Below are 23472 nucleotides of genomic sequence, written 5' to 3'. Positions count from 1 at the left end.
ATTAGTTAAAATTATTGTATGTTAAGTATAGTAAATAGGAGAAAATATGCCTACTAACTCTGATGACCAAGGAAAAATATCGCTTGAAGAATTGGAAAGTGCTGTTGTGGACATGTTGCTGTGTAGATACGAACATAAATTAAAAAGATATGAATCAGGACGAGGTGTTGCAGAGTTATCTAAAAAAAATACCGATATCATAGATAAGTATATTAAATGTGTAGGGAAACCTTCTGAGCAATTTATTGAAACAATTAATGAAACAGAAATCCGCTATTTGCTAATACTTGATGAGCTTACCCCTGATAATATTGAAAAATATGTCAATGAAGGTAAGATAGACATATTAAGAGGGTATATAAAATCTATTGGGAGCTATGTAGAATATATTTCGAAGATTTTGGAGAAATGTGGTAGTTCAGATGGTACGGAGATTGGTAGACGTTTACTTGCAAGAAAACTTGAACGGATAGAAGAAGCTTCAAAACCACAAACAGAAGTGAAGATCAAGACAAGTATCTATAAAACTTGTTGTGCTTTAAGTGGTAGTGCAATTATTGGAGCAGCTATAGCATACCTTGCAGGAGCCGCCACTTTAGCTCCTGCTATTGTTGCTGTTGTGGTGTTTATTGCAGCTGCAGTAGTTGGTGCACTGGTGGGTTATGGTATTGGAAAGTTTTGCGAGAAAGTAAGTGAAGAGAAGCAAAATGATCCTGATATGAGTATGTGTACTGCAATTAAGAATGTACTTACTCCCGAATGTTTAAAATCACAATCGCAAGTTCATCCATAAGGTAGGCATTTAATATTGACTTTACTACGATAGTCACTTTAAATTAGTAATTGTTGTTGCAGTTAAAGTATCAATGCCTTTTTTCTTTTATTTTTTTGCAATTCTTAGCATTTTATCTGCTGTTTGTGTGATTAGTGTAGGAAATCCTGTGCATGCAGTATTATTTTTAATTTTCACCTTCGTTAATTCTGCAGTTCTTTTTATTCTCCTTGGAGCTGAATTCATCGCTATGATGGTGCTGATAGTATACATCGGTGCGGTTGCAGTGTTGTTCCTCTTTGTAGTTATGATGCTCGATATTGACTACATAAGGTTGCGCCAGGGTTTTGCGAAGCATTTCACTCCTGGTGCTATATTATGTGTTGTGTTTTTTCTGATTATCAGTTTTGTAATCCGCAGCTCAACGCTGAATATAAGTAATGTTATAAACTATAATGCCAATAACGTGAAAGCTATCGGTAATTTGCTCTACACTGACTACATGTACGCTTTTCATCTTTCTGGTATTCTGCTGCTTGTTGCAATTGTTGGTGCAATTGCTCTTACTTTGCAGGACAAGAAAAAAGGAGTTAAAAAACAGAATGTATTAAAGCAATTGACACAATCTTCATCTGTAAAATTGGTTAAGGCTAAATTTGGAAAAGGAGTAGAATGGAAATAGGATTAAATCATTTTTTGATAGTTGCTGCTATTTTGTTCACTATTGGGGTGTGCGGTATTTTCATTAACCGTAAGAGCATAATCAATATACTGTTATCAATAGAAATATTATTGCTGGCGATTAACATCAATTTAGTTGCTTTTTCTGCCTTTATGAATGATATAGTTGGGCAAATTTTTGTGATGTTTGTGTTGACTGTTGCGGCAGCAGAGTCAGGAGTTGGGCTTGCAATATTGGTTGTATATTATAGAAGTCGTGGCAATATAGATGTTGAACAAGCGAACTTAATGAAAGAATGAAAGTATGATGGATATACTGAAATTAATAGTATTTTTGCCACTCTTTGGTTCGCTATTTGCAGCACTTTTTAGAAAAAGTCAGTTAGTTACAACGGCAGGGATTGGAATATCTGCAGTTTTATCTTGGTATGTTTTTCTCACCTTCTCTGAAAATTATCACTTGAGTTTATTTCCTCTATTTTCATTAAGTGTATTAAAAGTAAATTGGGCAATTAGTGTGGATGCTCTCTCATCCTTAATGCTTATTGTTATTACCACCGTTTCACTAGTAGTCCACCTCTATTCTATCGGTTATATGGAGCATGACAAAGGGAAGTCGAGGTTTTTTTCTTACCTATCGCTATTTACGTTTTGCATGATTGTGCTGGTTGTAAGCGATAATTTCGTGCAGCTTTTTTTTGGCTGGGAAGGGGTTGGCCTATGTTCTTATTTACTCATAGGATTTTGGTTCCAAAAATATTCTGCAAATAATGCAGCAATTAAAGCATTTGTTGTGAATAGGGTAGGAGACTTTGCACTATTGATTGGGATCTTTCTCATTTATTATACATTTCACTCTTTGAAATTTACTGAAGTTTTTGACACAGCTGATCTTCTTGGCGCACAGAACATTAGGGCATTCTGCTATGAATTTAAAATAATTCATATAATATGCATATTACTTTTTATTGGCTGTATGGGTAAATCTGCACAGCTTGGTTTACATGTTTGGTTGCCAGATGCAATGGAAGGGCCAACCCCTGTTTCTGCACTCATTCACGCAGCAACGATGGTAACAGCAGGTATATTTTTAGTAGCAAAATGTTCTCCATTGTTTGAGCTATCAAATGTGGCACGAGAATTAATAGTTATTGTTGGGGCACTTACTGCTTTTTTTGCAGCTACGGTTGCGATTACTCAGAACGATATAAAAAAAATAATTGCTTATTCAACCTGCAGCCAACTTGGTTATATGTTCATGGCATGTGGGCTTTCTGCTTACAATGTTGCTATTTTTCATTTAATGACACACGCTTTTTTTAAAGCTCTACTATTTCTTGGTGCTGGCAATGTAATTCATGCAATGCATCATGAGCAAAACATTCAGAAAATGGGAAATTGCTGGAAGAAAATCCCTTGCACTTACACTCTCATGTGGATTGGGTCTCTTGCGCTTTCTGGAATATTTCCATTTGCAGGTTTTTACTCAAAGGATTTGATAATTGAACATGCTTATAGCACGGATAGCTTTGCTTTTGTAATAAGCTTAGTTGTTGCATTCTTCACAGCGTTTTACTCTTGGAGGTTATTGCTTCTTGTGTTCCATAGCCAAAAACAAAGTAAAATTAATATACATGAAGCACCGAAGATTATGCTTATACCATTACTGATACTTGCTTTTGGATCGGTATTTTCTGGAGTGTGGGGAGCAAATATTTTGAACATAACTAGTAATGCGTTTTGGAAATCAAGTTTAATGGTGATTGATGAGCATGGAGTTCATAATTTCTTTATAAAATTACTACCAACCTTGGCAAGCCTAAGTGGAATAGCACTTGCGTACCTAATTTACCAATATCAAGTAATTAGGCAAATTAAGAGTAAATTTTTACTTAAGTTTTTGCAGAATAAATGGTACTTTGATGAGGTGTATGAGTTTGTTATAATTGCACCGATAAGGTTTATATCTAGGCTTCTATGGAAGTTTGATGTTAAGGCTATTGATTCATTTGGACCAAATGGTGTTGTAAGGTTGGTTAACGAATGTTCAAAAAGTTCTATAAAGTTACAAACTGGTTATATATTTGATTATGCATTTATTATGTTTGTTACTTTAATAATCGGTGCTTTATATATTATTGGAATTAAATAGAAGGTGTTGTTACTTAGTATATTCTTGCTTCCACTGATAGGAGCGTTGATTTTATCCTCGATCAGGATTAATCATCAATCTATACACCTAAGATTCCTTGCCCTATTTTTTGCTGTACTTCCATTCTTGCTTAGCATTGTAGCTTGTATAGAATTTGATTATAACAATGCGGACTTTCAGTTTGTCAGCTATCCAGTAAGAGATATTGGAATAGGGGTGGATGGAATATCGTTGCTTTTCCTTCTACTTACGACCTTCTTGTTTGTTATTTGTATGCTCTATAATTGCAAAATGAGTTATACGACCCTCAAGCCATATATGGCATTATTTCTACTGCTTGAGAGTTTTGTAGTCGGGTTTTTCGTTTCACTGAATGCTATAAGCTTTTATGTGTTTTTTGAAGCTGTCTTAATACCAATGTTCTTTATTATTGGCATTTGGGGAGGGAAGCAAAGGATATATGCGACGTTTAAGTTATTTCTTTATACATTAACTGGCTCATTATTATTTCTACTTGGGTTGGTATACATCTATAGTGTTTTTGGAACGTTTAGTATACAAAAATTAGCTACATTAGTGCCAAGCCTTGATCTTGAAGTGCAGTCATTGCTGTGGATTGCATTTTTTATTTCTTTTGCAATAAAAGTACCTATGTTTCCATTTCACACTTGGCTTCCTGATGCGCATGTGCAATCACCAACTTCTGGGTCTGTGATTTTAGCTGGCTTGCTTATTAAAATGGGGGGATATGGATTTTTAAGGTTTTCTATTCCAATGCTTCCTCAGGCAAGTTTGTATTTTTCAAATTTCGTTGTTGTGCTGAGCATTATTGCGGTGATATATGCTTCTCTAGTTGCGTTTGCTCAAGATGATATAAAGAAGTTAATAGCTTATTCTTCAATAGCACATATGGGGATCGTTACTGCTGGCCTCTTTTCATTTTGTGAGGAAGGAGTACTGGGTAGCATATTTCAAATGATTAGTCATGGCCTTATTTCTGCTGCTTTATTTTTGTGTGTTGGAATGCTATATACTCGAACTGGAACTTTGGAGATTGCAAAGTATTTTGGCATAGTAAATACAATGCCAAAATTTGGTTTTATGTTCATTTTGTTTTCAATGGCTTCAATAGGGCTACCTGGAACATCTGGGTTCATAGGTGAGTTTTTGGCTATGGTTGGAATGTTTAAGAGCATAGGGTTTTTTACAGGATTTATCGCACTTGGCACTATTTTAAGCGCAGTTTATATGCTGAATTTATGTAAGCAAATAATATGGGGGGTTAGCTATTCTAAATTATTAAATAATCGCTTGGATAGCATAGAATTTTCTGTCTTAATTCTGCTTGCAGTGTTTGTTATTTTGCTTGGATTCTACCCAACCCTTGCACTGAATTATTTGAAGCCATGTATGGCAAATTTGTTAGTCAAATATAATGCGCTATGAATTATATACAGATATTGCCGGAAACGTTCTCTATTATCTCCTCGTTAGTGTTGCTACTGCTTGGAATTATATTTAACCGCCGAACTATCAACTTATTAGCACTTGGCTGCACAGTGGTAACCTTGATTATTTTAATTATTTCGGCAGAAAACAATGAAATTTTTCTCTTTAATTCGTTGTTAAAACTCAATTTATACATCAGGTCAGCCCAAGGGTTAATTCTCAGCACAGGAATTTTAATACTTTTGATGCTGAATTTATCAAAATATGACTATAAATATGAATTTTCAATACTGATTCTTTTTGCGCTATTTGGCATGATAACTTTGGTTTCAGCAAATAGTCTGATTTCTTTTTATTTAGCTTTTGAGTTGATGAGTATATCTTTGTATGTTCTTGCGAGCTTTAATAAAGATTCAGCTTATTCATGTGAAGCAGGAGTGAAATATTTTACACTTAGTGCACTATCTTCCTGCATTATGCTATATGGAATGTCGCTGCTTTATGGATATACAGGACAAGTCAATTTCTCTGAGCTCGGTTCATTCTTGCAAAACCATCAGATAACTTATGGAACAGTTTTTGGGTTAGTTTTTATCCTTATTGGTTTGTGTTTCAAGCTTGCTATTGCTCCTTTTCATATGTGGGCTCCAGATGTCTATCAAGGTGCACCTACCATAGTAACTGCGTTTTTTTCTACGGCCCCAAAAGCTGCACTTGTAACATTTTTAATTCGATTGATGAATGAAGAGTTAGTAAATGTAAAAAGTTATGTTCAGCCTATTTTCTTATACGTTTCAGCATTGTCTGTGCTTATCTCAGCTTTTGGGGCCTTGCGTCAGCAAAACTTAAAAAGGCTGCTTGCTTACAGTTCAATTGGTCACATTGGTTTTATATTTGCTTCACTTTCTATTTTTACACAAGCAGGAACAGATAGTGCCTTAATGTATCTGGTGATATATATCATCACAAGCATAGGGCTATTCTCATATCTCGTACAAATTGACGATGATGATTGCAATATCGCAAACTTGTCTGGTATAGGAAAAAAGCAACCAATTTTAGCATTCCATCTTTCTATACTATTACTCTCGATGTCGGGAATACCTCCACTTGCAGGTTTTATCGCTAAATTTTTTATATTCAAAAGTTTAATAAATTCTGGCTTTATCAGCCTGTCTTTGATCCTTGTAATAGCGAGTGTGATATCATGCTACTATTATTTAAATATCATGAAAGTTATGTATTTTGATAAAGCTAGTGGTAATAAGGTTGCTTATTCTAAGGGTCTATTCATTATCACTTCAGTGGCTTCACTGATCAACCTCGTTCTTTTCTTGTACGTTTTACTCACTCATTGAACTAAAGGGCTGACAAGGTGATCCCTAAGGGCTTTCATATTCATCATTACAAAGAAGTTTCAAGCACTAACGAAGAAGCGTTAGATTTAATTGATAAAGGAATATCAAATGAAACTGTCATTATTGCTGATAAACAAACAGAAGGTAGGGGACGCACTGGAAAAAGCTGGATTTCTCCAGAGGGTAATCTCTATGCGAGTTTGATAATTAACCAAGAAACGGATGTCAGCAAATTGACAGAATTGACTTTTGTTACTGCTCTTGCTGTTGGCAACACGTTACTATCATTTATAAGTGACAGTAACGTTCAACATAAATGGCCAAATGACATTCTAATCGATGGCAAGAAAATAAGTGGAATATTGCTTGAAAAAAGATCCAATTCGAATTGGCTCATTATAGGAATTGGAATTAATGTCAATCATGCACCACTTCCAGGAACAACGTGCATTAGCAATTACGGTGAATCTGTGTCTAACATGGATCTGTTAAAGGAATTAATAATAAATTTTAATAAGCTAAGAAAGCAATGGCTATTTGATGGGTTTTATGCTATAAGAGAAATTTGGTTAAAAAAAGCATTCAAAATGAATGAGCAAATCAGTGTAAAGTTAGCTGACAAATTGTATGAAGGAATTTTTGCTGATATAGATAAAAGTGGTAAATTGGTGTTGCAGCAAAAGGATGGAAGCTTAATTTATTTTGATGCAGGTGAGTTATTTATTGATAATGCATTATGAATACATATGTAATTTTTGCTTACCTTATTAGTTTTACGTTGATTACCGGAGAACTGATTTTTACCATTTCTTGCTATACTAAAAGTAAAAAAATTCTAGAAAGCCTGAAAGATAATAATGAAGAAGAAACATAAGCGATTACTTATAACTTCAGGAATTTTCTGCTTTTTAAGTTGTGCAGTTTTTTTTATTTTAACAACGCTCAAAGAAAATATCTCATTTTTCTATACAGTAAGTGAGGCAATAGTTTTACCAAATAATCAAAAGCCAATCCGTGTTGGTGGAATGGTTGTTGAAAATAGCGTGATACGGAGCGAAAGCGAAGTAGTTTTTCAAATGACAGATTTTAACAAAAGCGTTGTGGTAAAATACCAGGGAATACTTCCACCAATGTTTTCAGAAAAAAGTGGTGTTGTTGTGCAAGGTAAAATGTTTGATAATAATACCTTTCTTGCAGATACGGTGTTTGCAAAACATGATGAGAACTATATGCCGAAAGTCTTAAAATAGATTCCTTAACCTGGCTATATTGAAATAGTATGTAGAGAGAGTAACAGCCTGCTAGCAAGCTATTACCTTTTTTATTAAAGCAATCCGTTTTCTTCCCCAGTAATATGGAGTAATGGAGGAGCTGCTGGTGGAGGAGCAATATCGTCTAAAGCTTGTTTTAAATCACTGAGATCTTTTACTAAACCACTCTCTTGATCACCAACATCTTTAATTAGTTTTGTAACTTTTTTCTCTTCATCTGTTAATATCGTATTTAACTTATTAATGAGGTTTTGATTTATACTATCGACCATCTCATCAATAGCATTTTGAGCATGAGCACCTACTATAGTTTTTGCTAGTTGTTGCTCCGTGAAGTCTTTCCCCTGGCTTTTTAGCTTGAAAGGCCCAATGGTATTAACTTTTTGCTCATTATTTTCTGTTGCAAAACCTTGTACATTGTTTTGTAGACTTTTATCTGTTCTCATATGAGTTACCTCCATAACATTATTAATAATTTAAACTAGCTGCTACGCGCATCAGACAACCTTTTTCCAAACTCGTAAGCACTGGCTTACAAGTACTCAGATTCATGGTAAGCGTATTCTTCAACTGCTATAAATTCAGTGTTAGTATCTTGGAAAATACGGGGTGATGAACGCAAACTTTCCAACGCTTCGCTGTACACAGGTGGCGGTAGAAGTTCTTCTAGCTTCTCATAAACCCCTTTTAGCTTCTCATTTTGCTCTTCAAGTTTCCCTTTTAATGCATCAATGATAACTTTAGACTGATCTTGATTGCCAAGATCACCAATCACAGCTATCACTTTCTCATAAGGCAGCTTGTGAATGATGTCTTTAAGCTCTTCTGCACCTACGTTATCCAAAAGTTCCTTAAATTGCTCATTAGACATATTGCGAGCAAAAGCTTGAAGTTTGTCTGGGTTATCAACTAAAGACTTAATAATCATCTGAATCTTATTAGGATCAGTTAAATCTCGAGCTACTATTGCAAGTTTTTTGTGGTCTAGCTTATTAATTAAATCATGTAATCTATCTCCTTCTAAATTGTGTACTAGAATTGGAAGTCGATCTTTCAACGCTTCATCAAAAAGAGTGTTTAAAATTTTCTCATCTGCATCTTTTATTAATTCTACAAACTGATCATTGCTTATTGTCTTGATAACCTCCATGAACTGACCCATTTTAAGGTGAGGGAAAATTTGTTTTACTTGGTCTAGATTTAGGTTTTCCACTAGTTTTGTAAGCTGATTTTTATCTAAAAGAGGAACTATTATTTGTAATTTTTCTGGATTTAGTTCCTGAACGAGGGTTTGTAATTGGTGGTTGGTTAGATGATCCACTAAAGCTTGGAATTGTCCATCTGTTAAGTTCTCTGCTAAGACCTGCAACTGGTTTGAATTTAGTTCAGGAATTATTTTTTGCAGCTGCTCATTCGTTAAATTCTGTGCTAAAATCTGGAGTTGATTTGAATTCAGTTCAAAAATTATTTTTTGCAGTTGAATAGGTATATCAAGTAACATATTATTCACTATTTCCTTTATTTCCCCTGCATTACAAGGTGCTACGTTTTTTTGCAGCGCTGTATTGTAAGGTGAATCGATAATATTTCCTTTTTTATCTGAGAAATAGTATTTACCACTTTCGTCTCGCGTTACGTATTGATACGATACAGCTTGTGCAAGAAAACCCACACTACTGTACCTTCCACTGTTATCTCCTACACTAGTTACTACGTTTACTAGCTGATCATTAAGGTATATAAGAGAATTATTAGTGGCATCTCGGTTATACCAGTTATTAGCGTTCAGACTTTGTCCCGATTCATTAAGACAAGTATACATTCCGTTATGAAATTGACAGAAGTTTACGTTTAGTGTTAGCACCTCTTCACTTTTATCATTCAGCGGTATAAAAGCAAGTTTAGCAATTTTGTATGTTCTACTCACATCAGCATTATCTCTGCCAGAAAAAGAGGTTCCTAAACGAACATTTTTGCCTGCATAGCATGTCATTCCTTCGCTTATCACAAGAGACTTTCCAGGTACCATCTTAAAAACATGCTTTTTTCCACTCATAGGCATTACCAATAAATTAACTGTTAGTATTCTAACATTTATTGATTAATTTATTATTAAATTGGTATATATTAGAATTATAATAACAAACATTACTTGCATAAAGAAAAGTTACAGAAAGAGGGATTTTTTAGGGAACTAGTATAAAATACTAATGGGCTAAAATAAGCTGACTTTATGATATACTAGAACCTATATTGGTGGAGGCAAGCGGGATCGAACCGCTGACCTTCTGCGTGCAAAACAGATGCTCTACCAGCTGAGCTATGCCCCCAATTCTTGCTTAAAGCATAAATCACTCAGGCTGAAATGCAAGAAATATTTATCTGTTATAGCTAAACTAACTTAGATTTACTGACAATTTGAAAAACCGTCATTCCGCTACCTGTTAGCGCCGCGGCGGTATGACGTGTTAGCTATAGGCTATTGCTAAGCATTATAATAGTGCACAAATTCTGCAGGGTATATACAGTTTTCTATTTTTCTTATCTCCTTAGCGTTATACTTCACACCATCCAAATAAATCTGTGAACTGAAAATTAACAAGAAGTTTTCCTTTAAAAATTTTTTAAATTATCCATAGATTTTTTAACTAAATTATCACTAACGCAGTATATTATATAATTTATTTAACCACACATGAAAATTTTAGTTTGATTAAAACGGATAAAAACTGTATTGATGTTTAGTATAGCTGAAAAATGAAATGATCCCGTAGCTCAGCCGGTAGAGCAACTGACTTTTAATCAGTGGGTCACGCGTTCGAATCGCGTCGGGATCACTCACAAATTTTGAAAAACATGCTAAAAGAACAAGACAAAATATTCACCAACCTAAATGGTAAAGAAACTCCACTACTTAAGGGTGCAAAAAAACGTGGTAGCTGGCAAAAAACAAAGGAGTTACTAGATTTAGGATCAGAAAAGATCATTGATGAAGTAAAGAAATCTGGTTTGAGAGGTCGAGGGGGTGCAGGATTTTCCACCGGCCTTAAGTGGAGCTTTATGCCCAAAAATCTCCCAAAAGCATATTTAGTAGTCAATGCAGATGAGTCAGAACCTGGTACATGTAAAGATAGAGATATATTGCGATATGAGCCACATAAGTTACTTGAGGGAATTCTCCTAGCCGGCAAAGCGATCAGCGCATCAGTTGCGTATATTTATATCAGGGGTGAATTTTATAATGAATATTTAGTTCTAAAAAAAGCACTTGAGGAAGCCTATAAAGAAAACTTAATTGGAAAAAATGCCTGCAAATCAGGTTATGATCTTGATGTGTTTATCCATAGGGGTGCAGGAGCTTACATATGTGGGGAAGAAACAGCTCAACTCGAATCAATTGAAGGAAAAAAGGGCTTTCCTCGCATGAAACCTCCATTTCCCGCAGGTGTTGGACTTTTTGGCTGTCCAACCACAATAAACAACGTTGAAACTATAGCCATGGTTCCAGATATTCTAAATCGCGGAGGAGAATGGTTTGCATCTCTTGGTAAACCAAATAATACTGGTACTAAGATTTTTTGTATTTCAGGACATGTAAACAACCCGTGTAATGTTGAAGAAGAGCTCGGAATTCCACTACGTGAATTGATTGAAAAATACGCAGGTGGAGTGCGAGAGGGTTGGGATAATTTACTTGCTGTAATACCTGGTGGGTCTTCAGTGCCATTAATTCCAAAATCTATATGCGATACTATTGAAATGGATTTTGATTCATTAAGAACCGCACAATCAGGGCTTGGTACTGCTGCTGTAATAGTGATGGATAAATCAACTGATATAATAGCTGCAATAGAGAGGTTATCACACTTTTACATGCATGAGTCCTGTGGACAATGCACACCATGCCGTGAAGGTACTGGATGGATGTGGAGGATTATGAAGAGGATGGTGGCAGGAGATATTAAGCCTGATGAAATAGATAAGCTGCTTGACCTTACAACTCAAATAGAAGGACATACAATTTGCGCGCTTGGTGATGCTGCAGCTTGGCCGATTCAAGGATTAATAAGACATTTTCGCCATGTTATCAAAGAGAGAGCGATAATTTAACTCTACTTATACTTCTTAAGCCGTCTTGCTACTTAGCAACCAGAGCTAAAAAATATTGATTCCCTTCTCTTTTAGGTGCCAATTCTACCTTTGCAATATCTTCAGTGTCTCTAATTAGCCGTTCTAATTTTTCCAGTCCGACTTCAGTGTTTATAAGCTCTCTGCCCTTAAATCTCATTGTAACTTTGATTTTATGTCCGTGGGCAAGTAAGTCTCTTGCTTGACGCAATTTTGTTTCGTAGTCGTGATCACCAATATTGGGGCCCAGTTTAATTTCTTTTATAGTTAATGTTTTTTGTTTCTTTTTTGCTTCACTTGCCTTCTTTTTTATATCATACTTTTGTTTGCTATAATCCAGAACTTTACATACTGGAGGAGTTGAATCAGGTGCAATTTCTACCAAGTCTAAACCAACACCCTGTGCAAATTCCAAAGCTCGTTCTATTGGCACGATTCCGACCATTTCACCACTATGATCAACTAAGCGTACCTCCTTAGCTGTGATGAATCCATTAATTCTGTTTTTATTGTTCTTTTTAACTTGCAAACTTTAACTCCCTTAATTCAAATTAATACTTTTTAACAGCGATTCAGTAGCCTTTTCCAAAGAAAAAGACTCCTGTCTTTCTGATCCTAAATTTCTTACTGACACAGTTTTACTTGTAACTTCATTTTTGCCTACAATCCACAATATAGGAACCTTGTTTGAACTATGCAAACGTATCTTATAACTAATTTTTTCATTGGTCAAATCAGTCTTGACTCTCACACCTTGTTCTTTTAAAATATTGCTAATTTCTGTGGCGTAACCGTCAGCTTCATTTGTAATGGTCAGAATAGCAAGTTGCGTTGGAGCAAGCCAAACTGGAAATTTTCCTGCATAATGCTCTATCAAAATTCCGATAAAACGTTCAAAAGCTCCAAGAAGCGCTCTATGTAGCATGACAGGATGATGTTTTTGTCCGTCTGCTCCTATATAAAAAGCTCCCAGACGTTCTGGTAAAATAAAATCAACTTGTAATGTTCCACATTGCCAATTTCTGCCTATTGCGTCTTTCAAAACGAACTCTAACTTTGGACCATAAAATGCACCTTCACCAGGGCTCAGTTCATAACTCAAGCCCGCTTCTTTAATGGCTTCAAGCAGCGCTTTTTCAGCTCTATCCCACACTTCATCATTACCGGCTCTAATATCTGGACGGTCTGAAAATTTCACAGAAATTTCATTGAATCCAAGCTCTGAATATACTTCTTTTAAAAGGTCACAAAACTTTACAGTTTCAGAATTTACTTGTTCTTCCATACAAAAAATGTGTGCATCGTCTTGCGTAAAACCACGCACTCGCATCAGTCCGTGCAATGAGCCTGAGCTTTCATTTCTATGGCATGTGCCAAACTCTGCCATACGTATTGGTAGATCGCGATAGCTTCTGGTGTGAGAATTAAAAATCTGCACATGACAAGGGCAATTCATAGGTTTTATTGCTAGCTTTTTGCTTTCAGATTCATCAACAATAAACATATTTTCACGAAATTTATCCCAATGTCCCGACTTTTCCCACAGTTCCTTGCTTACTAAAATAGGGGTTTTTACCTCAAAATAGCCATTATTTATTAGCTTCTTTCTGATGTAAGACTCAAGAACATTATATAAAATATATCCTTGTTCATGCCAAAAAACCTGCCCGACAGCTTCCTCTTGGATGTGAAATAAATCCATATCCTTAGCAATTTTGCGGTGATCACGTTTTTCTGCTTCTTTGAGACACTCAAGGTAAGCGTTTAATTCATCCTTATTTCTCCATGCGGTGCCATATATTCGCTGTAACATTGGACCCTTAGAATCACCACGCCAGTATGCTCCTGCAACTTTCATAAGCTTAAACGCTTTGACTCTGCCAGTTGAAGGAGAATGTGGACCGCGGCATAAGTCAACAAAATCGCCTTGTCTATAAACAGTTAGGTTTTCACTCTCTGATATAGAGGATATAATTTCAACCTTATATTTTTCGCCTATACCACTAAAGAAATCAACTGCCTGCTTGCGAGTCCAAACCTCTCGAACAAATCTGTGATTACTTTTTACAATCTCTTTCATTTTCTTTTCTATTGCAGCAAGATCATCCGTAGTGAAGGTACGATCTGTAGCAAAATCATAGTAAAAACCGTCCTGAATTGTTGGGCCAATAGTAATCTGAGTATTAGGAAAGAGCTCTTTCACTGCCTGGGCCATTATATGAGCAGCATCATGCCTTATTATATCTAAACCCGCTTCGTCACTCAGTTGTATCACCTCTATCTCTGCATCAGATTCAATTTCACGTGAGAGATCATACAACTCACCGTTTACTTTCAATGCAACTGCTTCTTTCAAAGCATCCGGTTGTAATATATCAAAGCCAGTGACTTTATCGTCATATTCTTCTATTCTTTTTTCAGCTGGAAAAGTAATTTTAATCATTTATCGACCCTTTTGTCTAACCCTCTCTTTGTCATCCCAGTGCGTGACACTGGGATCCATCTTATTTTTATAATGGAAATTAGTTTAACGTATGCTCCTAAAATCTGTTGTCCATTGCACAATTTGCAAATATTTTTATACCTGGATCCCAGTGTCACGCACTGGGATGACAAAAAAAGGAACACCGAAATGACAGAAAAACAGCATCTGGGTAACAGAGGAATGATTTGAAAGCTATAAATTTTTAACATCAGTAGTACGGTCTATTCTTTTTTAACCTGAGTGCAATTGCGTCTTCCCAAACTTCACCATTACGCAATAACTTTTCTTTATTGTACATTAGCTCCTCTCTTGTTTCAGTAGCAAATTCAAAGTTAGGACCCTCCACAATTGCATCAACTGGACATGCCTCTTGGCAAAGCCCGCAGTATATGCATTTTGTCATGTCAATATCATAGCGTGTGGTGCGGCGACTACCGTCTTCTCTTTCCTCTGCTTCAATAACTATTGCTTGAGCAGGGCAGATAACTTCGCATAATTTACAAGCTATGCATCGTTCTTCACCGTTTGGATACCTACGCAACGCATGCTCACCACGAAACCTTGGACTTAAAGGGCCCTTCTCCATAGGATACCTCAAAGTAACCTTTGGCTTAAACATATATTTTAATGTAATAACAAACCCTTTAATTAACTCTACAAAAGACCAATACCAAGCTAATTTCTTGAGCATAAAATATTTAAAACCTATGTTGATAATTATAAATCATATTATCAGTTTTCAAAATAAATATTTTCACCTGAGTGACCTTTGCAGTTTTTTATATAATGTATTTATTAATATGATATTACTATAAACTAGCAAGATAGATAAAAATTTTAAATATTTTCAAATTAGGTATTTTGGTTTCTTAAGTGTAATATTGCTAAGTAGTTTATATAAATAATGACAAACACAAATGAAACTATTTTCGCTTTATCGACCGTATTGGGTAAGTCAGGAGTTGCAGTAATCAGAATTTCAGGCAACTACGCGCTTAAAGCTTTAAATCATTTTCATATTAAGAAAGAAATTAAACCAAGATTTGCTACTTTAGTTGATCTATATGATGATTCCAATCAATTGATAGATAATGGAATAATCATCTATTTCCCTGCTCCAAACAGTTTCACTGGCGAGAACGTTATAGAGTTACAAGTGCATGGAAGCAAGGCAGTCATAAAAATCATCTTGGAGGAATTATCAAAAATTTTCGTTATGGCCAAGCCTGGAGAATTCTCACTTAGGGCTTTTCTAAATGGTAAATTTGACTTAACGCAAATAGAAGGGATTGCAGACTTAATTGATGCTGAGACGAAAATGCAAGCTAAACAAGCGATTAAGCAGATATCGGGAGAATTGGAGAGACTATACAGCAATTGGAGGCAAAGATTAATAACGATACAATCCAAAATCGAAGCATATATAGACTTTCCAGAGGACATTTGGGCAGAAAAAAGTGAATTGAAAAAAATTAATAATGAAGTGCAATCTCTCGTGCAGTTGATACAAGAGCATTTAAATGATAATAGACGGGGCGAAAGGTTGCGTGAGGGTTTACATATTGTAATAACTGGTGAACCAAATGTCGGTAAATCAACTCTGTTTAATTTCTTAGCCAAGCGTGATATTGCTATTGTTTCTGAATATGCAGGCACAACAAGAGACGTGCTTGAAGCTCATATTGACATTGGCGGATACCCAATCATTCTCTCTGATACTGCTGGAATTCGTGAGAGTTCAGACCCGATAGAATCAGAAGGCATAAGTCGAGCAAAAAAGAGGTCTTTTGAAGCTGATCTAAGAATAGAACTATTTCCTTTTGAACAACGTTATAATATCAATTGCAACGTTGTAAATAGCGATACTATTTATGTATTGAGCAAAGCTGACGATGCAATTAATGACAGAAATATACTGATTGGCGGTGTAGATTTTCTACCTATTTCTATTTTAAAGGGAATAGGTAAAAACAAGTTGATCTCTCTCATAAAAAAGAAGGCAGAGGAAAAATTTGGGCATGATAGAGACACTCCTGTGATTACTCGGCAAAGACATAGGAGTCACATGCAGAAAGCACTGGAACATTTACAACGTTTTAATATCGATAATCCAATTGAGTTGATATCTGAAGATTTGAGGCTTGCTGCATTTGAACTTGGTGCGGTGATTGGAATTATTAATGTTGAGGAAATATTGAGTAGTGTGTTTAGCAATTTTTGCGTGGGCAAGTAAAGCTTTTATAGATTGCTTAAAATCAAATGTTGTGATAGAAAAGAAATGGACGGATGGCCGAGCGGTTTAAGGCACCAGTCTTGAAAACTGACGTACGTGATGAGCGTACCATGGGTTCGAATCCCATTCCGTCCGCACAGCATCCCGCGATGTTAGCTGATTTTTAGAGCTTATTTAGACTATGTGGTTCATAACGCTGGAAATCTTATCTAATCTAGCTACATCTTTTAAAAATACATCCCTTTGTAAATTGACCTTATTAGCGAAGAAAGCTAATATCTATAAATAGATTACCATCTGAATATGAAAACCGATATAGTAATAATAGGTGCAGGGCCTATTGGAATATTCACTGCTTTTCAAGCGGGAATGCTTGATATGAGATGTCATATAATAGATGTTTTGGATCAAGCAGGAGGACAATGCACAGCTCTTTACCCAGAAAAGCCAATATATGATATACCTGGTTATCCTGTAATTACTGCCCAAAAATTAATTGAGCAATTAATGGAGCAAGCTTCACCATTTGAGCCTGTTTACCATTTAAGTCAAAAAGTGGAAAAGATTTCGAATAACTGTGATCAAAGCTTTACTATCATAACTAACACAGGTACAGAGGTAAAATGTAAGGCTGTTATTGTTGCTGCAGGTAACGGAATGTTTGAACCTAACCGTCCACCCTTAAGTGGTATATTAGAATATGAAAATCAATCTGTATTTTACAGTGTAAATAAAATTTCTGATTTTCAGGACAAAACTATAGTCATTGCAGGGGGGGGTGATTCTGCAGCTGATTGGACTGTAGAACTTTCTAAAGTTGCAAAGAAAATTTATGTGATACATAGAAGAAAGGAATTTCGCTGCACTCCTGAAACTAGAAATAAATTAGAATCACTTGAAAATGATGGAAAGATAGAACTGGTAGTGCCATATCAATTACACGAACTAGCAGGAGGTAATGGGCAGTTGAGCGCAGTGATAGTAAAAAACATTGCCTCTAAGGAAGAAAAAGAAATATCCGCTGATTCTTTGCTGCCATTTTTTGGATTGTCAATGAATCTTGGTCCAATAAACAGTTGGTGTATAGAGTTAGAACATGGCCGCATAATTGTCGACCCAGCTACACTTAGAACCAGTAGAGATAGAATATATGCAATCGGAGATATAGCTACTTATTCAGGCAAACTAAAGTTAATATTAAGTGGTTTTGCCGAGAGTGCCATGGCTTGTTATGACATATACAAAGTAATCCACAACTCTCCAGTCAATTTTCAATACTCGACTTCAAAGGGAATTCACGGGAAAGAAAGTGAGTAAATCTGGAATAACCCGGGGCATCTGTTTTCGAAGGCAGTTGCCTAAAACACAAAGATGTTACCCAAGTAGAAACGAAAAAACTTGCTTGACAAACTCCGCCAGCGCCCTTATCATGACGTCCAGTACAATGTTGCAAATTAAAAATCTCTCCATCCTGTGCTGGTTCTTCGATTCTAAACGCCACTTCTACCTGGTCATAACCAATCTGAATTCGTTCTACTAATGCTTTAATGATGCCACGCTTAGTTTGCCAATCTAGCTGTTCCAAATTAGATTTTACACTGGAATAAAGACTCTTTATACTGTTGATGATAAGGTTCATTCCCTTCTCTATTGCTTTTTGATCAACTACCTTTTTCTTCTCTTCTTCTATCCCTCTTAAGCGTTCCCTCATTCTTTTCATCGTCTGTTTAAATTCTTCCTCACTTATATATCCTTTATCTCCTACATTTTCTTGACTATAATAGTCTTCCATTAACTTTTCGATGCCTTGTTTTATTTGATTTTCCCTTCTTGCAAGCTTCTTATCTGATGATTCATCATTTTTATTTTCTGCAATTCTACGGTGATACTCATTTTTTATTATCTCTGGGTTTTTTAGTAAATTTTTCACCTTTTCCCATATAGCTGTTTCTAACATATCTGTACGGACCAATTTATTAGTACACTTCTCCCTACCATCAGTAATACGTATAGTACTACTACAGCGATAATAGCTAAACTTTTTTCCCTCAACTCCACATTGTGCACCACTATACGCATATCCACAGTTTTGACACACAACTAGACCTTGTAATAGATATTTCTTTTTTCCTCCCTCTCTCTGCATCCTTGCTCTTTTTCTATTTTCATCCAGTTGCTTTTGTACTTTATTAAATAACCCTTCATCAACTATTTTTGGTACTGGTATATAAATCCAGCTGTCCTCATCTGTGCGACAGATAGAAACCTTTTGTTTATTTCTTTCTCTTTTTTCAACCCTCTTTAATTTACCAAACGCTGCTTGTCCTTTATATGCTGGATTTCTTAACACCTTCCAAATTATTATTGGACACCACACCTTCTTTCCAGTTCTTGTTCTAATTGACTTATCTCTTAGTCTACGTATCACTTCCCTTATACTTATTCTCTCTTGCCCTACCCACATGAATATCTGCTTTACTATTTTTGCTTCCTCTTCATTTATTTCAAACTTTGTCTTTTCTCTATCTACATGCTTTATACGATTATAACCAAAAGGTGCAATGCCAATTACACTTACACAGCCTTTTTTTGCTCTATGGAGTTTTCCCCTACGACTACGTTCCATAATCTTTGTACACTCATATTCTGCCACTAATCCTTGCATTCCCAATAACAATTTAGACTCTGGATTATTTTCAGTCTTATGATTTAAGAATATTACTTCTACTCCTGCTTTTTCAAATTCATCAAGTAATATCATTTGATGTGCAGATTTTCTTGATAGTCGGTCAGGTGAATGAATATAAATTTTATCAATTTGATCTTCTCCTACTTTATCACGTAATGCATCTAAACCTTCACGTTCTAAACTCCACCCACTAAGCCCATCATCCTTAAATTCATACTCATTCAATAACTCATGCTTATCTGCAGCAATTCTATGCTTGAGCTCGGCAATTTGACTCTCTATTGTATTGTTCTGCGCTTGACTCTTCGATGAAACTCTTGCATATAAGGCCACTGTTATCATTTTTCTTTATCTCCTTTTCATTGTTTCTTTTTACCGCATACCTTAGTAACAGCTCATAGGCGTCTGCTAGATGTTGTTCCGCTAATTCATCTGGCTCGTATCGGCAAGTTAATGTTCTTTTTCTCATAGTTTCTCCTGCAAATGTTTTTGTAGTGCAAGGAGCCTTACCACTCCTTTTTTCCATCAATCCATTTACTCTTATGAAAAAGACCAACTTTTATCAGCTACAGCCTTCAAATTTGGTCTAGCCCTTCCTTTACCAACTGCTGTTGCGCTTTCTGATACGACTCTTATTTTTTTAACAAACTTTCCATTTTCTCTGTTTCTTTCTTTAATACCTCGGCTATTTCTTTGCTATTTTTCGCATAATCCATCGCTGTTATTCCAAATTTATCTGCTTGCTCTATTTCAGCCCCTGCTTTTACTAGCTCCTCCACTATTTCTTTTTCTCCTACCATACATGCAAGATGCAGCGGAGTGCATTTATTGCCATACTCTTCAGCATTTACATTCCCTCCTGATTTTATCAATTCTCTAACTGTTTCTAGACGTTTCTCCGTTATCGCTAGATGCAGTGCTGTATGTCCTCTTACATCTGCTGCATTCACATCTACTCCTTTTTCGATTAATAACCTCACTGTTTTTACCTCTACTGCATAATGTAGAGCTGTTCTTCCTTTTTCGTCTCTTTCATAAATATTTTTAAACGAGTTCTCTAATAGTGACTCCTCTTTTTTACCCAGCTTTACCATAACTTACCCCACCTTTTCTTTAAACCTAAGCCTTCCTTTTTACCACCTCATCTATCATTGCATTCACTTGGCTGATTATCTTGCTTGCTAAATTTTGACATTCTTTCTTTATTAGCGATTTGTCTCTCCTCCTTATTTCTCCTATCTCTATTATTTTTAGCTCCGGCATGTAGCTTCCATTCAACATGTCTGCTATTTCTCCCACTAGCCCCTCTATTCCATAGCACGTCAGTTCTCTACTTTTTGTTATTCCTCCTTTTTCTCTCAAAAATTTACTCGCCTTTTCACTCTCTTTGCTATCACATAGACGATACTTTTCACTTTCCCAGATATAGTACATTGGTGTTGCACCGTACTTATTCAGTTGATTAACTTCAGCTCCGGCCTTTACCAGCTCTTTTATTATTTCAACTCCTGCTCCTCCTATTTTGCACGCAGAGTGCAGTGGCGTACATCCAGTGACATATTGAGTGGCATTTACTTCTGCTCCTTCTCTTAGCAGCACTTTTACATTTTCTAAACTTTTTGCAAATACTGCACAGTGCAGAGGTGTATAACCATTTTTATCTCTTGCATTAACATCTGCTCCTTTTTTTATTAATAACCTCACTGTTTTATAATCAGAGATTTCTACTGCTTGATGCAAGATCGTCTCTCCTTCTTCATTTCTTTTATTAATGTTTTTAAACCCGTTACTTGATACTTCTTTAAAAAACTTACTCTTGCTAAAACTCATTTCATACCTCACAAAATTAGCTTTTCTAGCGCCAGACAAATTTCTTATATTTACCTGCCGCTATTCAAGTCATGTCCGTTTTAGCATAAGAAAGCAAGTCTTTTTCTTTTTATTTCATATACTTTTACCTATTATTAATATAATATATGAGGATCTAAATATAAGTACTTAGCTTATTATACATATTACTTGACTATTTTTCCAACTTCTGTGCAAATGTCGATGTTCGTGCCACTTCAGTACTCCTGGATAAAATACTAAAATGTGCTTTTCTAATTCGTGTATTGAGTCTTTTTGCTCTGAATCTGAGTCATTTTTATAGTAAACGTTGTGTTCTGCTAAAACATATTTTCTGACCTTCTGATCTGTATAATTTTCTAATTTGTAACGATGGATAATGCTGAATCTTTCTAAAATTGGCTTGTGTTTTAAACTCCAATGTTGCCCTGAAAGTTTATCGCTTCCCAATACAAATTTATTCCCTCTTTCCTCTACACTACTTACTGGAAAACATGCGTTTATTTCTCCTAAGCTCCAACTGTCCGATAATATAACTTGCGCTTTCGCAAACTTTATTTCTGGTAATAAACTTTGTGGTAATGGATATAGTGCTTTTAAATTGTACCACTGATGACTCCTTTCATAGATGCCTTTGTAATCCTTTGTGTGAGGCTCTGTTTCTCCAAGTACTGCTACATCTAATCGATATATGTCATTACTAAATGTTTGTTCATAATGCTCTCTTAAATAGTTGTCTACAATCTCTACTAACGGACCTCTAGAACTGAAAAAATTTATTCTTCCAAACGATAACACTGGTCCATCTTTTTCAACTTTTCTACCTGAATAGTCTGATAATAAGCTGCCGAATATACTTTCATCTAATATAAACCTATCAACGTTATAGTAGTCATTAAAAATCTTCATTAGCCTTGATCTTGCTGGTAATGATAGTTTTGCAAGCTCTACAACCGCATCTACAAAAAAGTCATTTGGAACATCTTTTATCCCTATCTGCAGTTCAAAAAAATGTTTACCAGGTGGTTCTTCGATAATTGTAATATCTTCTATATTTGCCCATTTGAGAGCTATTTTGAGTGAAGCAGGTGTTCCTCGCAGTCTTTGAAATTTTACTCCTTCTACTATAGCTCTTCTTTTATTTTTTACCCAACGCAGTATCTCTTCTAAACCATATTCTTCTATTATCCACGGCAGTATTTCATCTTTAAGACTAAATTTAAATCCCCTGATGCAACTTGGATCAACTTTGTAATCGATTGCATCAACCAGTGCTCGTTCTTGCTTTGTTGCGTTTGGTGGTAATAAATTTTTCATTTGTCTTTTCTTTCAAGTTGCTTTAATTTCCTTTATTTAGGTAGCTTATGAGTAAGCAAGAGATCATTGCAGAACTGATCAAAAATAAAGATGTTCTTAATATCGAAAACACTTTCCATAATATTTAACCATATTATCCATACTTTAAAAAACAAGTTACAACTTCTGGAAGAAAATCAATACTTTCGTCTCCCTAACATTGGTCATTTTTATCCAGTAAACCTTAAACCACTTATTGCACGCAATCCCCTCACTGGTGAAACTTTTTCGATTCCACAAAACAAAAAAATACGTTTTAAATCCTATCTAACTTGACGTAGCCAAGCACTGCACACTCATTCCCCAGAACCACAACATCCTCTCTTGGCTCGATTAATTCTACGTTTTCTACACCCTCTACAAACAAATTTGCTATTATCCAAGATCTTGTAACATTCCATCCCAGCCTTCTATTTGCTTCAAACTTCTTAATGAACTGCTTCTTGATTTCCTCCTTCGATATTACAGGACTTATGCTCATTCTGCTGTGAATATCTATTTCCATAATATTGCAACCAATCACTGTTACTGCATCTGTTAATACCCTTATATCATCTCTAGTAATCTGCTTTTTTACAATTTCAAGTAGTTCTTCTGATGCTGTAGATAACTTTGTTGATAAAATTGAAATTTGTACTTTCCCTGGTATGGGTGATTCTACTAATGCATCTTGTACTCTACTATCTGCTGACAGTGCATGATATTTATAATATTCCTTACTTCCTCCTGTTGACCAACTTGCTATTTTTGCTTTTACCCTCTTTCTAAGTCTTTCATCATCTTCTTCTTTTTGTCTCTCCACTCCATAAAACTCAGCTAAATTATCAAGATCTTCTCCCGTTGCAAATTTTAATAAATTACTTTTTACAGCTTCGTTTATCCTTTGTCTGAGTAACAACTCTCTCGATGCTGCTACTTCTAATACCTTCATTGCTGGATCCGATTCTACTAATCCTGAAAAGGTTTCATCTCTACGGACTAACTCTTCTTTCATTCTCGAAAAGATTTCTTCATAACTCAGCTTTTCTACAATATTTAGCTGTTGCATCT

25 protein-coding genes and 3 tRNA genes are annotated in these 23472 nt (G+C 35.5%); 15 read left to right on the top strand and 13 right to left on the bottom strand.

Going from position 1 to position 23472, the window contains the following annotated elements:
- Positions 1 to 46 precede the first annotated feature (46 nt).
- The 9 genes from ABWU50_RS02700 (at position 47) to ccmE (ending at position 7662) form a co-directional block, all read left to right on the top strand.
- Positions 47 to 793, top strand: coding sequence for a hypothetical protein (locus tag ABWU50_RS02700; protein WP_353276177.1), 747 nt, complete (start codon positions 47 to 49; stop codon positions 791 to 793).
- A gap of 73 nt (positions 794 to 866) precedes the next feature.
- On the top strand, positions 867 to 1454 hold the full coding sequence (locus ABWU50_RS02695) for an NADH-quinone oxidoreductase subunit J (protein WP_353276175.1): 588 nt from the start codon (positions 867 to 869) through the stop codon (positions 1452 to 1454).
- Positions 1445 to 1753, top strand: a complete 309-nt coding sequence (gene nuoK / locus ABWU50_RS02690; protein WP_019236815.1) for an NADH-quinone oxidoreductase subunit NuoK — start codon at positions 1445 to 1447, stop codon at positions 1751 to 1753. The genes ABWU50_RS02695 and nuoK overlap by 10 nt, the downstream gene beginning before the upstream one ends.
- A gap of 4 nt (positions 1754 to 1757) precedes the next feature.
- A complete protein-coding gene (gene nuoL / locus ABWU50_RS02685; RefSeq protein ID WP_353276174.1) occupies positions 1758 to 3605 on the top strand; it encodes an NADH-quinone oxidoreductase subunit L in 1848 nt (615 codons plus the stop codon).
- Between the two features lie 3 nt (positions 3606 to 3608).
- On the top strand, positions 3609 to 5051 hold the full coding sequence (locus ABWU50_RS02680) for a NuoM family protein (RefSeq protein WP_353276173.1): 1443 nt from the start codon (positions 3609 to 3611) through the stop codon (positions 5049 to 5051).
- Positions 5048 to 6412, top strand: coding sequence for an NADH-quinone oxidoreductase subunit N (locus ABWU50_RS02675; protein ID WP_353276172.1), 1365 nt, complete (start codon positions 5048 to 5050; stop codon positions 6410 to 6412). The genes ABWU50_RS02680 and ABWU50_RS02675 overlap by 4 nt, the downstream gene beginning before the upstream one ends.
- A gap of 17 nt (positions 6413 to 6429) precedes the next feature.
- Positions 6430 to 7152, top strand: coding sequence for a biotin--[acetyl-CoA-carboxylase] ligase (locus ABWU50_RS02670; protein WP_353276171.1), 723 nt, complete (start codon positions 6430 to 6432; stop codon positions 7150 to 7152).
- Positions 7149 to 7286: a hypothetical protein gene (locus ABWU50_RS02665; protein WP_182158513.1), complete on the top strand. Its 138-nt coding sequence runs from the start codon at positions 7149 to 7151 to the stop codon at positions 7284 to 7286. Before ABWU50_RS02670 ends, ABWU50_RS02665 begins: the two co-directional genes overlap by 4 nt.
- The gene (ccmE, locus tag ABWU50_RS02660; RefSeq protein WP_353276170.1) at positions 7270 to 7662 is read left to right on the top strand and encodes a cytochrome c maturation protein CcmE; all 393 of its coding nucleotides are present in this window, start codon (positions 7270 to 7272) and stop codon (positions 7660 to 7662) included. The genes ABWU50_RS02665 and ccmE overlap by 17 nt, the downstream gene beginning before the upstream one ends.
- A 74-nt stretch (positions 7663 to 7736) precedes the next feature.
- On the opposite strand, the gene ABWU50_RS02655 is transcribed toward ccmE, so the two are convergent.
- From ABWU50_RS02655 to ABWU50_RS02645, 3 genes are all read right to left on the bottom strand, one after another.
- Complete coding sequence (locus ABWU50_RS02655) at positions 7737 to 8129, bottom strand: hypothetical protein (protein ID WP_353276169.1); 393 nt, start codon at positions 8127 to 8129, stop codon at positions 7737 to 7739.
- An 86-nt stretch (positions 8130 to 8215) separates the two neighbouring features.
- Positions 8216 to 9739: a magnesium transporter MgtE N-terminal domain-containing protein gene (locus ABWU50_RS02650; protein ID WP_353276168.1), complete on the bottom strand. Its 1524-nt coding sequence runs from the start codon at positions 9737 to 9739 to the stop codon at positions 8216 to 8218.
- A 198-nt stretch (positions 9740 to 9937) separates the two neighbouring features.
- Positions 9938 to 10013 (bottom strand) — tRNA-Ala (locus ABWU50_RS02645).
- Positions 10014 to 10447: 434 nt separating this feature from the next.
- Here ABWU50_RS02645 and ABWU50_RS02640 point away from each other — a divergent pair.
- Together ABWU50_RS02640 and nuoF are read left to right on the top strand one after the other, a co-directional pair.
- Positions 10448 to 10520 (top strand) — tRNA-Lys (locus ABWU50_RS02640).
- 19 nt (positions 10521 to 10539) lie between these two features.
- Complete coding sequence (nuoF, locus tag ABWU50_RS02635; RefSeq protein ID WP_353276167.1) at positions 10540 to 11793, top strand: NADH-quinone oxidoreductase subunit NuoF; 1254 nt, start codon at positions 10540 to 10542, stop codon at positions 11791 to 11793.
- A 28-nt stretch (positions 11794 to 11821) separates the two neighbouring features.
- Here nuoF and infC read toward each other — a convergent pair whose 3' ends face one another.
- The 4 genes from infC to nuoI all read right to left on the bottom strand — a co-directional run bounded on the left by infC (position 11822) and on the right by nuoI (position 14987).
- On the bottom strand, positions 11822 to 12340 hold the full coding sequence (gene infC, locus ABWU50_RS02630) for a translation initiation factor IF-3 (RefSeq protein WP_265026521.1): 519 nt from the start codon (positions 12338 to 12340) through the stop codon (positions 11822 to 11824).
- Positions 12341 to 12352: 12 nt separating this feature from the next.
- Positions 12353 to 14254 carry a threonine--tRNA ligase gene (gene thrS / locus ABWU50_RS02625; protein WP_353276166.1) on the bottom strand — a complete coding sequence of 634 codons (1902 nt, stop codon included), beginning with the start codon at positions 14252 to 14254 and terminating at the stop codon, positions 12353 to 12355.
- Positions 14251 to 14439: a hypothetical protein gene (locus tag ABWU50_RS02620; RefSeq protein ID WP_187297136.1), complete on the bottom strand. Its 189-nt coding sequence runs from the start codon at positions 14437 to 14439 to the stop codon at positions 14251 to 14253. Before ABWU50_RS02620 ends, thrS begins: the two co-directional genes overlap by 4 nt.
- 65 nt (positions 14440 to 14504) lie before the next feature.
- Positions 14505 to 14987 carry an NADH-quinone oxidoreductase subunit NuoI gene (nuoI, locus tag ABWU50_RS02615; protein WP_038199316.1) on the bottom strand — a complete coding sequence of 161 codons (483 nt, stop codon included), beginning with the start codon at positions 14985 to 14987 and terminating at the stop codon, positions 14505 to 14507.
- 213 nt (positions 14988 to 15200) lie between these two features.
- Here nuoI and mnmE point away from each other — a divergent pair, with 213 nt between their 5' ends.
- The 3 genes from mnmE (at position 15201) to ABWU50_RS02600 (ending at position 17846) form a co-directional block, all read left to right on the top strand.
- Positions 15201 to 16529: a tRNA uridine-5-carboxymethylaminomethyl(34) synthesis GTPase MnmE gene (gene mnmE, locus ABWU50_RS02610; RefSeq protein WP_353276165.1), complete on the top strand. Its 1329-nt coding sequence runs from the start codon at positions 15201 to 15203 to the stop codon at positions 16527 to 16529.
- A 47-nt stretch (positions 16530 to 16576) separates the two neighbouring features.
- Positions 16577 to 16664: transfer RNA gene (locus ABWU50_RS02605), tRNA-Ser, on the top strand.
- A 168-nt stretch (positions 16665 to 16832) separates the two neighbouring features.
- Positions 16833 to 17846 carry an NAD(P)/FAD-dependent oxidoreductase gene (locus ABWU50_RS02600; RefSeq protein ID WP_353276164.1) on the top strand — a complete coding sequence of 338 codons (1014 nt, stop codon included), beginning with the start codon at positions 16833 to 16835 and terminating at the stop codon, positions 17844 to 17846.
- On the opposite strand, the gene ABWU50_RS02595 is transcribed toward ABWU50_RS02600, so the two are convergent.
- The 5 genes from ABWU50_RS02595 to ABWU50_RS02575 form a co-directional block, all read right to left on the bottom strand.
- Positions 17794 to 19560: a recombinase family protein gene (locus ABWU50_RS02595; protein WP_353276163.1), complete on the bottom strand. Its 1767-nt coding sequence runs from the start codon at positions 19558 to 19560 to the stop codon at positions 17794 to 17796. The genes ABWU50_RS02600 and ABWU50_RS02595 overlap by 53 nt on opposite strands.
- Complete coding sequence (locus tag ABWU50_RS02590; protein ID WP_017532679.1) at positions 19469 to 19744, bottom strand: hypothetical protein; 276 nt, start codon at positions 19742 to 19744, stop codon at positions 19469 to 19471. Before ABWU50_RS02590 ends, ABWU50_RS02595 begins: the two co-directional genes overlap by 92 nt.
- Positions 19745 to 19850: 106 nt before the next feature.
- On the bottom strand, positions 19851 to 20312 hold the full coding sequence (locus ABWU50_RS02585) for an ankyrin repeat domain-containing protein (RefSeq protein ID WP_182182953.1): 462 nt from the start codon (positions 20310 to 20312) through the stop codon (positions 19851 to 19853).
- 25 nt (positions 20313 to 20337) lie between these two features.
- The gene (locus tag ABWU50_RS02580) at positions 20338 to 21048 is read right to left on the bottom strand and encodes an ankyrin repeat domain-containing protein (RefSeq protein WP_262986233.1); all 711 of its coding nucleotides are present in this window, start codon (positions 21046 to 21048) and stop codon (positions 20338 to 20340) included.
- Between the two features lie 168 nt (positions 21049 to 21216).
- Positions 21217 to 22383 carry a phage tail protein gene (locus ABWU50_RS02575; protein WP_353276162.1) on the bottom strand — a complete coding sequence of 389 codons (1167 nt, stop codon included), beginning with the start codon at positions 22381 to 22383 and terminating at the stop codon, positions 21217 to 21219.
- Between the two features lie 90 nt (positions 22384 to 22473).
- On the opposite strand from ABWU50_RS02575, the gene ABWU50_RS02570 reads away from it, so the two are divergent.
- A complete protein-coding gene (locus tag ABWU50_RS02570) occupies positions 22474 to 22698 on the top strand; it encodes an HU family DNA-binding protein (RefSeq protein WP_353276161.1) in 225 nt (74 codons plus the stop codon).
- Here the strand turns inward: ABWU50_RS02570 and ABWU50_RS02565 are convergent.
- Positions 22679 to 23470 (bottom strand): baseplate J/gp47 family protein, encoded by a 792-nt coding sequence (locus tag ABWU50_RS02565; RefSeq protein WP_353276160.1) that lies wholly within the window; start codon positions 23468 to 23470, stop codon positions 22679 to 22681. The two genes, ABWU50_RS02570 and ABWU50_RS02565, sit on opposite strands and share 20 nt — an antisense overlap.
- Positions 23471 to 23472 lie beyond the last annotated feature (2 nt).

This window comes from Wolbachia endosymbiont (group A) of Pipizella viduata, from assembly GCF_964028555.1.
Lineage (GTDB): Bacteria > Pseudomonadota > Alphaproteobacteria > Rickettsiales > Anaplasmataceae > Wolbachia.
Note: the sequence above shows the minus strand (reverse complement) of the source record. Positions and strands in the feature narration are given on the sequence as shown.

Coding starts and splice junctions, on each gene's coding strand:
- ABWU50_RS02700 (WP_353276177.1), top strand. CDS start 47: ATGCCTACTAACTCTGATGACCAAGGAAAAATATCGCTTGAAGAATTG.
- ABWU50_RS02695 (WP_353276175.1), top strand. CDS start 867: ATGCCTTTTTTCTTTTATTTTTTTGCAATTCTTAGCATTTTATCTGCT.
- nuoK (WP_019236815.1), top strand. CDS start 1,445: ATGGAAATAGGATTAAATCATTTTTTGATAGTTGCTGCTATTTTGTTC.
- nuoL (WP_353276174.1), top strand. CDS start 1,758: ATGATGGATATACTGAAATTAATAGTATTTTTGCCACTCTTTGGTTCG.
- ABWU50_RS02675 (WP_353276172.1), top strand. CDS start 5,048: ATGAATTATATACAGATATTGCCGGAAACGTTCTCTATTATCTCCTCG.
- ABWU50_RS02665 (WP_182158513.1), top strand. CDS start 7,149: ATGAATACATATGTAATTTTTGCTTACCTTATTAGTTTTACGTTGATT.
- ccmE (WP_353276170.1), top strand. CDS start 7,270: ATGAAGAAGAAACATAAGCGATTACTTATAACTTCAGGAATTTTCTGC.
- ABWU50_RS02655 (WP_353276169.1), bottom strand. CDS start 8,129: ATGAGAACAGATAAAAGTCTACAAAACAATGTACAAGGTTTTGCAACA.
- ABWU50_RS02650 (WP_353276168.1), bottom strand. CDS start 9,739: ATGAGTGGAAAAAAGCATGTTTTTAAGATGGTACCTGGAAAGTCTCTT.
- nuoF (WP_353276167.1), top strand. CDS start 10,540: ATGCTAAAAGAACAAGACAAAATATTCACCAACCTAAATGGTAAAGAA.
- thrS (WP_353276166.1), bottom strand. CDS start 14,254: ATGATTAAAATTACTTTTCCAGCTGAAAAAAGAATAGAAGAATATGAC.
- nuoI (WP_038199316.1), bottom strand. CDS start 14,987: ATGCTCAAGAAATTAGCTTGGTATTGGTCTTTTGTAGAGTTAATTAAA.
- mnmE (WP_353276165.1), top strand. CDS start 15,201: ATGACAAACACAAATGAAACTATTTTCGCTTTATCGACCGTATTGGGT.
- ABWU50_RS02600 (WP_353276164.1), top strand. CDS start 16,833: ATGAAAACCGATATAGTAATAATAGGTGCAGGGCCTATTGGAATATTC.
- ABWU50_RS02595 (WP_353276163.1), bottom strand. CDS start 19,560: ATGATAACAGTGGCCTTATATGCAAGAGTTTCATCGAAGAGTCAAGCG.
- ABWU50_RS02590 (WP_017532679.1), bottom strand. CDS start 19,744: ATGGAAAAAAGGAGTGGTAAGGCTCCTTGCACTACAAAAACATTTGCA.
- ABWU50_RS02585 (WP_182182953.1), bottom strand. CDS start 20,312: ATGGTAAAGCTGGGTAAAAAAGAGGAGTCACTATTAGAGAACTCGTTT.
- ABWU50_RS02580 (WP_262986233.1), bottom strand. CDS start 21,048: ATGAGTTTTAGCAAGAGTAAGTTTTTTAAAGAAGTATCAAGTAACGGG.
- ABWU50_RS02575 (WP_353276162.1), bottom strand. CDS start 22,383: ATGAAAAATTTATTACCACCAAACGCAACAAAGCAAGAACGAGCACTG.
- ABWU50_RS02570 (WP_353276161.1), top strand. CDS start 22,474: ATGTTCTTAATATCGAAAACACTTTCCATAATATTTAACCATATTATC.
- ABWU50_RS02565 (WP_353276160.1), bottom strand. CDS start 23,470: ATGCAACAGCTAAATATTGTAGAAAAGCTGAGTTATGAAGAAATCTTT.